The organism is Microbacterium hydrocarbonoxydans (genome assembly GCF_011752045.1).
GTDB lineage: Bacteria > Actinomycetota > Actinomycetes > Actinomycetales > Microbacteriaceae > Microbacterium.
Genome location: NZ_JAAKXW010000001.1, coordinates 738,328 through 752,215, shown reverse-complemented (window position 1 = coordinate 752,215; position 13,888 = coordinate 738,328). Strand labels below are relative to the sequence as shown.

Sequence of the window (13,888 nt, the reverse complement as noted above, 5' to 3'; positions counted from 1 at the left end):
CGGCTCCCGGGATGCCCACGGTCGGTCTCATCTGGGCCGAGGCGCACGGCGGCGTCATCGGCGCCGAGGGCGGAATGCCGTGGCATGTGCCCGAGGACCTCGCGCACTTCAAGGAGGTCACGCTCGGCGCGCCCGTCGTGATGGGGCGCAAGACCTGGGACTCGCTGCCAGACCGCTTCCGTCCCCTCGCCGGCCGGGAGAACATCGTCATCACCCGCCAGCAGGACTGGGCAGCCGACGGTGCACGGCGCGCCGCCACGGTCGCGGACGCCGTCCGCGGGCTCGAGCGGGTGTGGATCATCGGCGGCGCCGAGATCTTCCGGCAGGTGATCGGCGATGCCGACCGCCTCGAGGTGACCGAGCTCGATCTGGACGTCGCCGGCGACGCCTACGCCCCGTCGAAGGCGGGCTGGCGCCTGGTCGACGAGGGGGAGTGGCAGACCTCCCGCACCGGCATCCGCTACCGCTTCCTCGGATACGTGCGCTGAGATGCCCACCGCGCTGATCACCGGGGCCAGTGCAGGCCTCGGCGCGGAGTTCGCGCGCCAGCTCGCCCGCCGCGGCGCCGACCTCGTGCTGGTGGCGCGCTCGACGGCCGCGCTCGACGAGGTCGCCGCGGAGCTGCGGAGCGCGCACGGCGTGGCCGTCGAGGTGCTGACCGCCGACCTCGCCGCCGAGAGCGGGGTGGAGAAGGTCGCCGTTCGCCTCCGTGACACGACCGACCCGATCGATCTGCTCGTGAACAACGCCGGCTTCGGACTGCCGCTGCGGTTCGCGGACAACGACATCGACGACGAGGTGCATCACCTGCGCGTGCACGTCGAGGCGCCGATGCGCCTGATGCACGCGGCACTGGGGGCGATGCGGGGCAGAGGCGGGCGGATCGTCAACGTCGCCTCGGTGGCGGGCTTCATCTCCCGCTCGACGTACTCGGCCTGCAAGAGCTGGATCATCGGCTTCAGCCGCTGGGCGAACGCCGAGTACGCACGTGACGGCGTGACGGTCACCGCCGTGTGCCCCGGCTTCACCCACACGAGCTTCCACGAGCGGATGGGCCTCGCCCCCGGACATGAGGGCGTTCCGTCGATCATGTGGCTCAACGCCGCGGACGTCGTGCGCGAGGGGCTGCGCGACGCCGCGCGCGGGAGGGCCGTATCGGTCCCCGCGTTCCGCTACAAGGTCATCGTGGCGATGGCGGGCATCCTCCCCGCGGCGCTCACCTCGCGCGTCGCGCGGCGCGGACGCGTCTGAGCGGACGCCATCGGGGCCGCCCGTCAGCGTGAGCGGCATCCGAACCGATACGCTGGATGCATGACGCACTCGGGCAATCCTTTCGGACAGGTTCTCGTCGCGCTCGTCACTCCGATGACGGCCGACGGCGAAGTCGACTGGCCCGCCGTCGAGAAGCACATCGACGACGTCATCACCGCGGGTGCTGACGGCGTCGTCGTGACGGGGACGACCGGCGAGACCTCGACCCTGACGGACCCCGAGAAGCTCAAGCTCGTCGAGGTCGGCAAGTCCGTCTCCGCGGGTCGCGCGAAGATCATCACCGGCGGCGGGTCCAACGAGACCGCCCACGCGATCGAGCTCTACAAGGCGAGCGAGAAGCTCGGCGCCGACGGCATCATGATCGTCACGCCGTACTACAACAAGCCGACCCAGGCCGGAATCCTCACGCACTTCCGCCTCGTCGCCGACGCCACGGACCTCCCGGTGATCCTGTACGACATCCCCGGACGCACGGGCGTGCCGATCAAGTACGAGACGATCCTGCGCCTCGCCAAGCACCCGAACATCCTCGCCGTGAAAGACGCCAAGGGCGACTTCTCCGAGGTGAGCCGGGTGCTCAACCAGACCGATCTGATGTACTTCTCGGGCGACGACGCGAACGTGCTGCCGCACCTGTCGATCGGGGCCACCGGCCTCATCGGCGTCACCGCGAACATCACCGCCACGCCGTACCGGACGATCGTGGACGCGGTGAACCGCGGAGACCTCGCGACCGCGACCGCCGAGCACAAGCGCCTCGAGCCGCTCGTCAGGGCGGCCATGACCCACGTGCCCGGCACTGTGGCGGCGAAGTACATCCTGCACGGCCTCGGCCGCATCTCGAGCCCGCGCGTGCGTCTTCCGCTGGTCGGCCCGGAGGAGTGGGAGGCCGCCCTCATCGAGGACGAGCTCGCGCTCGTCAAGGACGTCCCCGGCGCCGACTTCTCCAACTTCCGCCCCGACCGCAACGCGGCCGCCGGCGGCGCACTTCCGAAGGTGCACGGCACGACGCGCTGAGCACGGCGCGGCCGGCCGCGCCACCATGAACGAACGGACGCTCGACGCGTCCGACTGAGGAGACAGCATGTCCATCCCCATCGCAGATCCGGCAGCGCTCGACGAGGGGACCCTGCGCGTCACGCCGCTCGGCGGCCTCGGCGAGGTCGGCCGGAACATGACCATCTTCGAGTACGAGGGCAAGATCCTCATCGTGGACTGCGGTGTGCTCTTCCCCGAGGAGCACCAGCCCGGCGTCGACCTGATCCTGCCGGACTTCGAGCCGATCAAGGACCGTCTCGACGACATCGTGGGCGTCGTGCTGACCCACGGCCACGAGGACCACATCGGCGCGGTGCCCTACCTGCTGCGCCTGAAGAGCGACATCCCGCTGATCGGCTCCGGGCTGACCCTGGCGCTCGTCGAGGCGAAGCTCAAGGAGCACCGGATCAAGGCCTTCACCCTCACGGTCCGCGAGGGCCAGCAGGAGAAGGTCGGTCCGTTCGATCTCGAGTTCGTCGCGGTGAACCACTCGATCCCGGATGCTCTGGCCGTCGCGATCCGCACCCCCGCAGGCATGGTGCTCGCCACCGGCGACTTCAAGATGGACCAGCTCCCGCTGGACGGCCGCATCACCGACCTCCGGGCGTTCTCCCGCCTCGGCGAGGAGGGCGTCGACCTCTTCCTCGTCGACTCCACCAACGCCGACGTCCCCGGGTTCACCCCCACGGAGCGATCGATCGGCCCGGTGCTGGACCAGGTGATCGGGAAGGCGCCGCGCCGCGTCATCGTCGCCAGCTTCTCCAGCCATGTGCACCGCGTGCAGCAGGTCATCGACGCGGCTCACGCCCACGGACGCCGCGTGGCCTTCCTCGGACGCAGCATGGTGCGCAACATGACCATCGCCGAGCAGCTCGGCTACCTGAAGGTGCCGGACGGAGTCCTCATCGACTTCAAGAAGGCGCGCGACCTCCCCGACGAGCAGGTCGTCTACATGTCCACGGGTTCGCAGGGCGAGCCGATGGCCGTGCTCAGCCGGATGGCGAACATGGACCACGCGATCGAGATCAGCGAGGGCGACACGGTCATCCTGGCGTCCAGCCTGATCCCGGGCAACGAGAACGCCGTCTACCGCGTCATCGACGGTCTCACCAAGCTCGGCGCGAACGTCGTGCACAAGGCCAACGCGCGCGTCCACGTCTCCGGTCACGCGGCCGCCGGCGAGCTGCTGTACTGCTACAACATCCTCAAGCCGAAGAACGTGCTCCCCGTCCACGGCGAGTACCGGCACCTGATGGCGAACGCGAAGCTCGCTCAGGACACGGGCATCCCCGAACAGCGGACGATCATCGCCTCCAACGGCACCGTGATCGACCTCAAGGACGGAGACGCGCGCGTCGTCGGACAGCTGGACCTCGGCTTCGTCTACGTCGACGGATCGACGGTCGGCGAGATCACCGACGCGGACCTCAAGGACCGCAGGATCCTCGGCGAGGAGGGCTTCGTCTCCGTCATCGTCGTGGTGGATGCCGGCACCGGCCGGATCATCACCGGGCCTGAGATCCACGCCCGGGGCATCGCCGAGGACGACGCCGTGTTCGACGACGTCGTGCCGAAGATCGTCGCCGCGCTCAAGGAGGCCTCCGGCAACGGCGTCCGCGACACCCATGCCCTCTCGCAGGTCGTCCGGCGGACCATCGGACGCTGGGTGAACCAGAAGCTGCGCCGCCGCCCGATGATCGTGCCGCTCGTCATCGAGGCGTAGACCGCGCGCGAGCGCCGTTCCCAGACGTCCGTCATCCGGCCGTAATACGCGGCCTCTACGCTGATCGCCATGACGGCGGCGTACTCGATCCGGCCCGCGGTGCAGGCGGACGGGAGCTTCCTCGGCGACATGGTCGTCGAGGCGGCCAACTGGCGCATGGGCGGGGCCAGGGCGAGGCACGAGATCCTCGCGGCCGACGAGCACCGTCGGTACCTCGCGGGATGGATGCGTCCGGCGGATGCCGGAGTCGTGGCGGTCGACGACGGCGGCCGGCCGGTGGGTGCGGCCTGGTACCGGATGCTGCCGCGCGACCAGCCGGGGTTCGGCTTCGCCGGCACCGCGGTTCCCGAGCTCGTGATCGGCGTGCTCCCGATCTGGCGGGCGCACGGCATGGGCCGCACCCTGCTGCGCCGGCTGCTCGCCGAGGCGAGGGAACAGGGGCATGCGCGGATCAGCCTCAGCGTCGAGCGCGGGAACTTCGCGCAGGCGCTCTACCGCTCGGAGGGTTTCGTCGTCGCGCAGACCGGGCCGGCACGCGACACGATGGTCCGCAGCCTCGCCTGAGACCGCCTCCCGCGCCTGCCGGATCGGCGGAAAGCCGCGTCATTACGGGGCGATGTCGGGCCCGGGCCGTAACGTGTGAGCATGGCCAGGAGCACCACGAAGTCCGCGCGCGCGTCCGAGAGCGCCACGCCTCGCGCGAAGAGGCAGGCCGCTCCGAAGGCTCAGGCTGCGCCGAAGAAGTACATCGACGACGTCGAGAAGCCCCCCGTGGCCGTCCGCGCCTGGGGCGGCCTCGCCCACGGCGTCGGCGGGCTGTTCCGCGCGTTCGGCCCGGAGACCCTCGAGAAGGACGACCGCCGTGACGGCTTCCCGTTCCTGCTCGTGCTCCTTGCCGTCGCGGGCGCGGTCAACGAATGGTTCTTCATCGGCAACGAGGTCGCCGCGAACATCAGCGCCTTCTCCGTCGGCGCCCTGGTCGGCCGCGTCGCCTTCGTCATGCCGGTGCTGCTCCTGCTGCTCGCGGGCTGGCTGTTCCGGCATCCGTCCTCCGTGCACGACAACGGCCGCATCGGCATCGGCTTCGGGCTGTTCGTCCTGTCCCTCGCGGGGTTCTGCCACATCGCCGCCGGCCGCCCCGACAAGCTCGGCGTGATCGAACGCGCGCAGCCGAAGGAGGGCATGCGCGCGATCAGCGAGGCGGGCGGCCTGTTCGGATGGATGGTCGGCGAGCCGCTGTCCTACCTCACGCCCGTCGGCGCCTGCATCGTCCTCGCGCTCCTCGCTGCGCTCAGCGTCCTCATCCTCACGAAGACGCCGCCGAACCGCATCGGCCAGCGCCTGGGCGACCTCTACGCGTGGATGTTCGACGCCGAGCGGCCGGAGCGGCCGGCGAAGGATGCCGCGGCGATCGACGAATCGGACAAGGTCGACGACCCCGACGTCCTGCCCTGGTGGCGCCGCAACAAGACCGGCCGGGAGGAGGACCCCGACGAGGGGACCCTCGGCTCGGACGACATCACCGCGCTCCTCACCACGCCCGACCCCACTCCCGCGTACGACAAGGCGGTCGTGGTGGAGGACCCGTACGACGCCGCGACCGAGGTGCTGTCCGACGTGCGATCGGTCACGGACGCGCTGGCGGGGCAGCAGAACACCGCGCTTCTCGACGACGACTCCGACACCGGCGAGATGCCGGAGCTCCCGGGACTCGACGGCTTCGGCACCGAGGGGCCGGGGGAGCGGGGCCCGCAGGCTCCGGTCGCCCCCTACATCCTCCCGTCGCCCGGCCTGCTCACCGAGGGGCCGCCGCCGGTCGCGCGCTCCGAGGCGACCGACAAGGTCATCGAGCAGATCACCAGCGTGCTGACGCAGTTCAAGGTCGACGCGAAGGTCACCGGGTTCTCCCGCGGTCCGACGGTGACCCAGTACGAGGTCGAGGTCGGGCACGGCGTCAAGGTCGAGAAGATCCTGCAGCTGAGCAACAACTTCGCCTATGCGGTCGCGTCGAACGACGTGCGCATCCTGTCGCCGATCCCCGGCAAGAGCGCCATCGGCATCGAGATCCCGAATGCCGACAAGGAGATGGTCGCGCTCGGCGACGTGCTCCGGTCCCCGGCGGCGCAGAAGAGCACACACCCGATGACCATCGGCGTCGGCAAGGACGTGGGCGGCAACATCGTGATCGCCAACCTGGCCAAGATGCCGCACCTCCTGGTCGCCGGCTCCACCGGCTCCGGAAAGTCCAGCTTCGTGAACTCGATGATCACGAGCCTGCTGATGCGCGCCCGGCCGTCCGACGTGCGCATGGTCCTCATCGACCCGAAGCGCGTCGAGCTGACCAGCTACGCGGGCGTGCCGCACCTCATCACGCCCATCATCACGAACCCGAAGAAGGCGGCCGAGGCGCTGCAGTGGGTCGTGAAGGAGATGGACATGCGGTACGACGACCTCGCCTCGTTCGGGTTCCGTCACATCGACGACTTCAACCGCGCCGTCCGCGCCGGCGAGGTGGAGGTGCCGGTGGGCAGCGAGCGCGTGCTCAAGCCCTACCCGTACCTGCTCGTGGTCGTCGACGAGCTCGCCGACCTCATGATGGTCGCCCCACGCGACGTGGAGGACTCGATCGTCCGCATCACCCAGCTCGCCCGCGCGTCCGGAATCCACCTGGTGCTCGCGACGCAGCGTCCGAGCGTCGACGTCGTCACCGGCCTGATCAAGGCCAACGTGCCCTCCCGGCTCGCCTTCGCCGTGACCAGCGTCACCGACAGCCGCGTCATCCTGGACAGCCCCGGCGCCGACAAGCTCATCGGTCAGGGCGACGCGCTCTTCTCGCCGATGGGCTCCTCGAAGCCGTTCCGCCTGCAGGGAGCCTGGGTGGACGAGAAGGAGATCGACGCCGTCGTCAAGCACGTCACCCGCCAGGCGCGTCCGGAGTACCGCTCCGACGTGCAGGAGGCGATGGAGCCGAGCCGGAAGAAGGAGGTCGACGAGGACATCGGCGATGACCTCGAGCTCCTGCTCGCAGCGGCCGAGCTCATCGTCTCCTCGCAGTTCGGATCGACATCGATGCTGCAGCGGAAGCTGCGCGTCGGCTTCGCGAAGGCCGGTCGCCTGATGGACCTGCTCGAATCGCGCGAGGTGGTCGGACCCTCGGAGGGGTCGAAGGCCCGCGACGTGCTCGCCACACCCGAGCAGCTGCCGCAGGTGCTCGCCAAGCTCCGCGGCGAGGACGTCCCGGCGGCTGCGTCGGCGCCGTCGCCCGGCGCCACCGAGCGCGACCCGGTCGAGGCGCAGTTCGACGGCCTTCCCGTCGTCGAGGCCGAGGGCGACGAGGACGCCTGGGGCCTGACGGGGCGCGACTGATGGCGATCCCACGGCAGCTTCCGAACGCGATCACGGTCGCACGCATCCCGCTCGCCGTCGTCTTCTTCGTGCTGCTCCTCCTCGGCGGCGCCTACGGACTGCAGAGCGAGCCGCTGCGCTGGGCCGCCGCGATCATCTTCATCGTCGGGATCTCGACCGACTGGGTCGACGGATACCTCGCGCGCCGCCACGACATCGTGAGCGACTTCGGGAAGCTGTGGGATCCGATCGCCGACAAGATGCTCACCGGGGCCGGCTTCATCGGCCTCGCCGTGCTCGGAGAGCTGAACTGGTGGCTGGTCGCCATCGTGCTCGTCCGCGAATGGGGCATCACGGTCCACCGCCTCATGGTCCGGAAGGAGCACGTCGTCGCGGCCGCCTGGATGGGCAAGATCAAGACGGCCGTGCAGGGCGTCGCGCTCTCCTGGGCGCTGCTGCCGCTGCACGTCCTGATCGGCATGGAGCCGTGGACGCTCATCACGGCGGTCCTCATGATCGCGGTGCTCGTGCTGACCGTCGCGAGCGGCATCGACTACATCGCGGCCCAGGTTCGCGGGTCCCGCAGGCCGTGAGCGCGGCAGCCGCGGTGATCCACGGGCTCGAGGCCCGTGGCTGGACGCTCGGCGTCGCGGAGTCGCTGACCGGCGGCGCGGTCAGCGCGGATCTGGTCTCGGTCCCCGGCGCATCGGCTGTGCTGCTCGGCGGCGTGGTCGCCTATGCGACTCCCGTGAAGCACACTCTCCTCGGGGTGGATGCCGAGCTGCTGGCCGCGTACGGACCGGTGCACCCGGAGGTCGCGCTGCAGATGGCATCCGGCATCCGGTCGGCGGTGGCCGTGGACGGGCGGCCTGCGGATGCCGGCGTGTCGACCACCGGGATCGCCGGACCCGACTCGCCCGATGGACAGCCCGTGGGCACCGTGCACGTCGCCGCGGTCACCCCGGAGGGGGCGCTCTGCCGTTCGTTCCGCTTCGTGGGCGATCGTCCGGCGATCCGCAGGCGATCGGTGGATGCCGCGCTCGCCACTCTCCTCGAACTGATTGGGGAATAGTCCGGAGAGGCGCCCCGTTGTCATGGATGTGCTCACATCGGAAGCACAGAGTGAAGAGGTAGATTTTTTGAAGGTCGTCGGTATTAGACTGGCCATCTCATCGGGGGAGACCCCGGGGGGAACAACTGGGAGGAGGTTCCGATGATTCTCGTACGACAGGAGATCGGCGATGTCCTGAGGGACTTCCGACTTCAGAAGGGGCGCACGCTCCGCCAGGTGGCGAGCAAGGCTTCCGTCGCACTCGGCTATCTCAGCGAGGTGGAGCGCGGCCAGAAGGAGGCGTCGAGCGAGATCCTCGCGTCCGTCGCGGATGCTCTCGATGTCCCGATCTCGACGATCATGCGCGAGGTGGGCGACCGCATCTCCGTGCTCGAGGGCCTGCAGGTGTTCCCGGACCTCGTCCCCGACGATCTCGTGGCCTCCATCGAGCCCGAGCTCTCCCTGCACTGACGCGCGTCGAGCAGCTCTATGCGACGCAGTGAGTTCCTCCGCGCCGTCGACGCGGAGTTCGGCGGCCGAGCGGCCGCACTGGTCAGCGATCTCGTCCTGACCGAGATCGGCGGGCGGACCGCGGCCGAAGCCCTGGAAGCGGGCGTGCCGCCTCGCGACATCTGGCTGGCGCTGTGCGCGGAGACCGACGTTCCCGTGTCTCGCAGGCACGGCGTCGGACGTCTGGAGCCTCGCCGGCGCTGAGCGGCATCCGTTCGAGGATATCCGTGTTCGGACACGCCGCATCCGGCGTGTCATCGAAGATGTGTTCGACTTCGGCGTAGTCTTCTGCACAAGTGGTTCAGCGTTCCTGATCTGCACAGTCAGCGGGACCGACGACGCGATGTCGGAGGCTCCCCCTACGGTGAAGAACAGGCCGAAGAGCCACACGCCTTGTCGGAGAGTTCCGCCCACCCGGGAGGACCGCGACAGCCTACAGGCGGCAGAACCGACAACACGAAGGAGCACGTCATGCCCTCTCCAGACGACCGCGACAAGGCCCTGGACTCCGCCCTCGCCCAGATCGAACGCCAGTTCGGCAAGGGCTCGATCATGCGACTGGGCAGCGACGAGCGCGCCCCCGTCGAGGTCATCCCGACCGGCTCCATCGCCCTCGACGTCGCCCTCGGCATCGGCGGCCTGCCCCGGGGCCGCATCATCGAGATCTACGGACCGGAGTCCTCCGGTAAGACGACGCTCACCCTGCACGCGATCGCGAACGTGCAGCGCGCCGGAGGCATCGCCGCCTTCGTCGATGCCGAGCACGCCCTCGACCCCGACTACGCCGCCAAGCTCGGCGTCGACATCGACCAGCTCCTCGTCTCGCAGCCCGACACGGGTGAGCAGGCGCTCGAGATCGCCGACATGCTGATCCGCTCCGGTGCGATCGACCTCGTCGTCATCGACTCCGTCGCGGCGCTCGTCCCGGAGGCCGAGATCAAGGGCGAGATGGGCGACTCGCACGTCGGTCTGCAGGCGCGCCTCATGTCGCAGGCGCTCCGCAAGCTCACCGGTGGACTGAACCAGACGAAGACCACCGCCATCTTCATCAACCAGCTGCGTGAGAAGATCGGCGTCTTCTTCGGCTCGCCGGAGACCACCGCCGGTGGTAAGGCGCTGAAGTTCTACGCCTCGGTGCGACTCGACATCCGTCGTATCGAGACGCTGAAGGACGGCGCCGAGGCCGTCGGAAACCGCACCCGCGTGAAGGTCGTCAAGAACAAGATGGCGCCGCCCTTCAAGCAGGCCGAGTTCGACATCCTCTACGGCATCGGCATCTCCCGCGAGGGCAGCCTGATCGACTTCGGCGTCGAGCACGGCATCGTGAAGAAGTCCGGCTCCTGGTACACCTACGACGGCGACCAGCTCGGTCAGGGCAAGGAGAACGCGCGCACGTTCCTCCTCAGCAACCCCGACGTCGCCGAGGCGATCGAGTCGCAGATCAAGCAGAAGCTCAGTATCGGCACGGCCGCTGCGGCTGCTCCTGCCGACGAGCTCGCCGAGCGCCGCCCGGCCTGATGCGTCGACGTCGCTCAGCAACCGGGGTGAACCGTGTCTGAGAAGAACGGGGGCGAGACCGAGCGCCTCGCCCCCGTCATCCCCCTCTTCGGCGGGAACGCATCGGCTTCCGATTCCGGTGCGCCGGCACGCCGGCTGGACGCCGAGCACGTCGTACCACGGCGTACGGGCGAGAGCGGTCTGTGGCGGTCGACCTGGGATGCCGTGGAGACCTCGGACGCCGGGACTCCGAGCGATCGCCATCCCGCACGGGGAGTCGCCGCGAGGGATGCCGGCGACAGGGCGGCTCCCCGGCTCAGGGCATTGCGCGCAGACGCCGGCACAGCAGGCGAGGAGCCCGGTGCGCCCGATCCGGCGCGCCTCAGGGAGGCCGCCGAGGATCTCCTGGTGCGCAAGCTGCGGTCCAAGTCGCTCTCGGTCTCCGAGGCGCGCCTCGTGCTGCGCGGTTTCGAAGCCGACGGTCATCGGCTCGACGGTGCGCAGATCGAGGACGTCATCGAGGACTACTGCGCGCGCGCGTACCTCGACGACGCGACGCTCGCCTGGCATCTCGTCACCTCCGGCGTGGAGCGGAAGGGGCAGGGACGCGTGGCTCTGTCGCGTTCGCTGGCGCAGCGGGGAATCCCTCGCGACGTCATCGAAGAGGCTCTGGCAGAGCTCCCAGACGACGACGCGGATCGTGCCCTGGAGTTCGCCCGTTCGAAGGCGCGAGCGATGTCGAAGCTCGACGAGGACACGGCGCTGCGGCGCCTGGTCGGGCAGCTCTCCCGGCGCGGCTACAACGGCTCCGTCGCGATGAAGGCGGCGAAGACTGCTCTCTCCGAGGTGTCGAACGGCGGACCGGCTCACGGCGTGCGCTTCGTGGACTCGGACTGATCCTGATCGGCGTTCCTCGTCACCGGGGGCTGGATCGCCGCTCGTACAATGGGAGGATCATGACTATCCCGCGCAGTGAACCGACGATCATCAGCGCCTCGTCGGCAGCAGTCGACGTCGACGGGCGCCAGCGATCCTACGAAGTGCGCACCTTCGGGTGCCAGATGAACGTGCACGACTCCGAGCGCCTCTCCGGGTCGCTCGAGAGCGCGGGCTATGTGCGCGCCGGCGAGGGCGACGAAGCCGATGTCGTGATCATCAACACGTGCGCCGTGCGCGACAACGCCGCGGGCAAGCTGTACGGCACGCTCGGTCACCTCGCCGCGGTGAAGCGTCGCAAGGAGGGCATGCAGATCGCCGTCGGCGGTTGCCTGGCCCAGATGGACAAGCAGGCCGTGCTCGACAAGGCCCCGTGGGTCGACGTCGTCTTCGGCACGCACAACATGGGCTCTCTGCCCGGCCTCCTGGAGCGCGCGCGTCACAACGGCGAGGCCGAACTGGAGATCCTCGAATCGCTCGAGGTGTTCCCGTCCACCCTTCCCACCAAGCGCGACTCGGCGCACAGCGGCTGGGTGTCGATCTCGGTCGGCTGCAACAACACGTGCACCTTCTGCATCGTCCCGAGCCTGCGGGGCAAGGAGAAGGACCGTCGCCCCGGCGACATCCTGAACGAGATCCGCCTGCTCGTGGAGGACGGGGCCATCGAGGTCACTCTCCTCGGCCAGAACGTGAACTCCTACGGCGTCGAGTTCGGCGACCGCCAGGCTTTCGGCAAGCTGCTGCGCGCCGCCGGCGAGATCGAAGGACTCGAGCGCATCCGCTTCACCAGCCCGCACCCCGCAGCGTTCACCGACGATGTGATCGACGCGATGGCGGAGACCCCGAGCGTGATGCCGCAGCTGCACATGCCGCTCCAGTCCGGCAGCGACCGCATCCTCAAGGCGATGCGCCGCTCGTACCGGAGCGAGCGCTTCCTCGGCATCCTGGATCGCGTCCGCGAGCGCATCCCGCACGCGGCGATCACCACCGACATCATCGTCGGCTTCCCCGGCGAGACCGACGAGGACTTCGAGGACACCATGCGGGTCGTCGAGCTGTCCCGGTTCTCCGGCGCCTTCACCTTCCAGTACTCGATCCGCGAGGGCACCCCTGCCGCGACGATGGCGGACCAGGTTCCCAAGGAGGTCGTCCAGGAGCGGTACAACCGTCTGATCGCCCTGCAGGAGCGGATCTCCCTGGAGGAGAACCAGAAGCAGGTCGGTCGCGAGGTCGAGGTGATCGTGTCGACGGGCGAGGGCAAGAAGGATGCCGAGACCCACCGCCTCACCGGGCGCGCTCAGGACAACCGCCTCGTCCACTTCGAAGTGACGCCGGGCTCCGACATTCCGCGGCCCGGCGACGCCGTGACCGTCACCGTCACGCATGCGGCGCCTTTCCACCTCCTCGCCGACGATCCGACAGGTCAGCCGCTGCGCATCCGCCGGACCCGTGGCGGCGACGCATGGGATCGGGCGCAGGCGGAGTCCTGCGCTGTGCCTGCGCCGTCCTCGGACGGCGGGCCGCGAGCCGTCTCCCTCGGTCTTCCGACCCTTCGCGTCGGCGTGTGACCATCACCGCAGCGACGACCGGCCGGACGCCGCGCCTGTGGGCCGTCGTCGGCGCGACCGGAACCGGCAAGAGCGACCTCGCGCTGGACCTCGCCGAGGCGCTGCGAGCCCGTGGCAACCCCGCGGAGATCATCAACGCCGACGCGATGCAGCTGTATCGCGGCATGGACATCGGCACCGCAAAGCTCGCCCCGGCGGAACGGCGCGGCATCCCGCATCATCTCTTCGACGTCCGCGAGGTCACAGAGGAGGCGGCCGTCGCCTGGTATCAGCCCCTGGCGCGGGGTGCGGCGGCCGACATCCTCGCCCGCGGAGGCGACGCGATCCTCGTCGGAGGATCCGGTCTCTACGTCTCCAGTGTCGTCTTCGACTTCAACTTCCCGCCGCGCGACACGGAGATCAGGGAGCGGCTGGAACGTGAGCTGGAGACGGCGGGACCGGCTGCGCTGCTGGAGCGTCTCCGCGTCGTGGACCCGGAGACGGCATCACGAGTCGACCCGCACAACGGCCGGAGGATCGTCCGCGCTCTCGAGGTGATCGAGCAGGGGAGCAGCACGCACGGCGCAGCCCTCCCGGCTGCGCCGGTGCTCTGGCATCCGGACACGCGCCTGATCGGCCTGCACGTCGAGCGCGCGGAGCTCGTCGCGCGGCTCGACGCCCGGGTGCACCGGATGTGGGACGCCGGACTGGTCGACGAGGTCGCAGCGCTCCGCGACCGCGGTCTGGAGACGGGGGTGACCGCGCGCCGGGCGATCGGGTACGCGCAGGCGCTCGCGGAACTCGAGGGAACGCTGACCCGGGACGAGGCGATCGCCGAGACGCAGGCCCTGACCCGCCGCTACGCCCGCCGGCAGGTGTCCTGGTTCCGCCGGTATCCGGAACTCGAATGGCTCGAGCATCCGGTCGACGTGGGATCGCTGCTCGACGGCTGAGCCGATGTCGGCGGGC

Annotated in this window: 14 protein-coding genes; all 14 read left to right on the top strand. The window is 69.6% G+C overall.

What is annotated here, in order from left to right:
• Positions 1 to 11 precede the first annotated feature (11 nt).
• The 14 genes from G6G98_RS03580 (at position 12) to miaA (ending at position 13,872) form a co-directional block, all read left to right on the top strand.
• Positions 12 to 488 carry a dihydrofolate reductase gene (locus tag G6G98_RS03580; protein WP_067351164.1) on the top strand — a complete coding sequence of 159 codons (477 nt, stop codon included), beginning with the start codon at positions 12 to 14 and terminating at the stop codon, positions 486 to 488.
• Position 489: 1 nt separating this feature from the next.
• Entirely contained in the window at positions 490 to 1,251 is a 762-nt protein-coding gene (locus G6G98_RS03575; RefSeq protein ID WP_067351167.1) for an SDR family NAD(P)-dependent oxidoreductase, read from the top strand.
• A gap of 60 nt (positions 1,252 to 1,311) precedes the next feature.
• On the top strand, positions 1,312 to 2,289 hold the full coding sequence (gene dapA, locus G6G98_RS03570; protein ID WP_067351170.1) for a 4-hydroxy-tetrahydrodipicolinate synthase: 978 nt from the start codon (positions 1,312 to 1,314) through the stop codon (positions 2,287 to 2,289).
• A 67-nt stretch (positions 2,290 to 2,356) separates the two neighbouring features.
• Positions 2,357 to 4,033, top strand: coding sequence for a ribonuclease J (locus G6G98_RS03565; protein ID WP_067351175.1), 1,677 nt, complete (start codon positions 2,357 to 2,359; stop codon positions 4,031 to 4,033).
• Positions 4,034 to 4,102: 69 nt separating this feature from the next.
• Positions 4,103 to 4,597, top strand: coding sequence for a GNAT family N-acetyltransferase (locus G6G98_RS03560; protein ID WP_067351179.1), 495 nt, complete (start codon positions 4,103 to 4,105; stop codon positions 4,595 to 4,597).
• Between the two features lie 81 nt (positions 4,598 to 4,678).
• Positions 4,679 to 7,399: a DNA translocase FtsK gene (locus tag G6G98_RS03555; RefSeq protein WP_164233669.1), complete on the top strand. Its 2,721-nt coding sequence runs from the start codon at positions 4,679 to 4,681 to the stop codon at positions 7,397 to 7,399.
• Entirely contained in the window at positions 7,399 to 7,971 is a 573-nt protein-coding gene (gene pgsA / locus G6G98_RS17125) for a CDP-diacylglycerol--glycerol-3-phosphate 3-phosphatidyltransferase (protein ID WP_067351187.1), read from the top strand. The genes G6G98_RS03555 and pgsA overlap by 1 nt, the downstream gene beginning before the upstream one ends.
• The gene (locus G6G98_RS03545; RefSeq protein WP_067351191.1) at positions 7,968 to 8,450 is read left to right on the top strand and encodes a CinA family protein; all 483 of its coding nucleotides are present in this window, start codon (positions 7,968 to 7,970) and stop codon (positions 8,448 to 8,450) included. Before pgsA ends, G6G98_RS03545 begins: the two co-directional genes overlap by 4 nt.
• A gap of 141 nt (positions 8,451 to 8,591) precedes the next feature.
• On the top strand, positions 8,592 to 8,900 hold the full coding sequence (locus tag G6G98_RS03540; RefSeq protein ID WP_067351193.1) for a helix-turn-helix domain-containing protein: 309 nt from the start codon (positions 8,592 to 8,594) through the stop codon (positions 8,898 to 8,900).
• An 18-nt stretch (positions 8,901 to 8,918) separates the two neighbouring features.
• A complete protein-coding gene (locus G6G98_RS03535) occupies positions 8,919 to 9,143 on the top strand; it encodes a DUF3046 domain-containing protein (RefSeq protein WP_067351196.1) in 225 nt (74 codons plus the stop codon).
• A gap of 267 nt (positions 9,144 to 9,410) precedes the next feature.
• Positions 9,411 to 10,457: a recombinase RecA gene (recA, locus tag G6G98_RS03530; RefSeq protein WP_067351199.1), complete on the top strand. Its 1,047-nt coding sequence runs from the start codon at positions 9,411 to 9,413 to the stop codon at positions 10,455 to 10,457.
• 33 nt (positions 10,458 to 10,490) lie between these two features.
• Positions 10,491 to 11,333, top strand: a complete 843-nt coding sequence (locus G6G98_RS03525; RefSeq protein ID WP_067351202.1) for a regulatory protein RecX — start codon at positions 10,491 to 10,493, stop codon at positions 11,331 to 11,333.
• Between the two features lie 59 nt (positions 11,334 to 11,392).
• Positions 11,393 to 12,940: a tRNA (N6-isopentenyl adenosine(37)-C2)-methylthiotransferase MiaB gene (gene miaB, locus G6G98_RS03520; protein WP_067351205.1), complete on the top strand. Its 1,548-nt coding sequence runs from the start codon at positions 11,393 to 11,395 to the stop codon at positions 12,938 to 12,940.
• The gene (gene miaA / locus G6G98_RS03515; protein WP_243841987.1) at positions 12,937 to 13,872 is read left to right on the top strand and encodes a tRNA (adenosine(37)-N6)-dimethylallyltransferase MiaA; all 936 of its coding nucleotides are present in this window, start codon (positions 12,937 to 12,939) and stop codon (positions 13,870 to 13,872) included. The genes miaB and miaA overlap by 4 nt, the downstream gene beginning before the upstream one ends.
• The last annotated feature ends 16 nt before the right edge of the window (positions 13,873 to 13,888 follow it).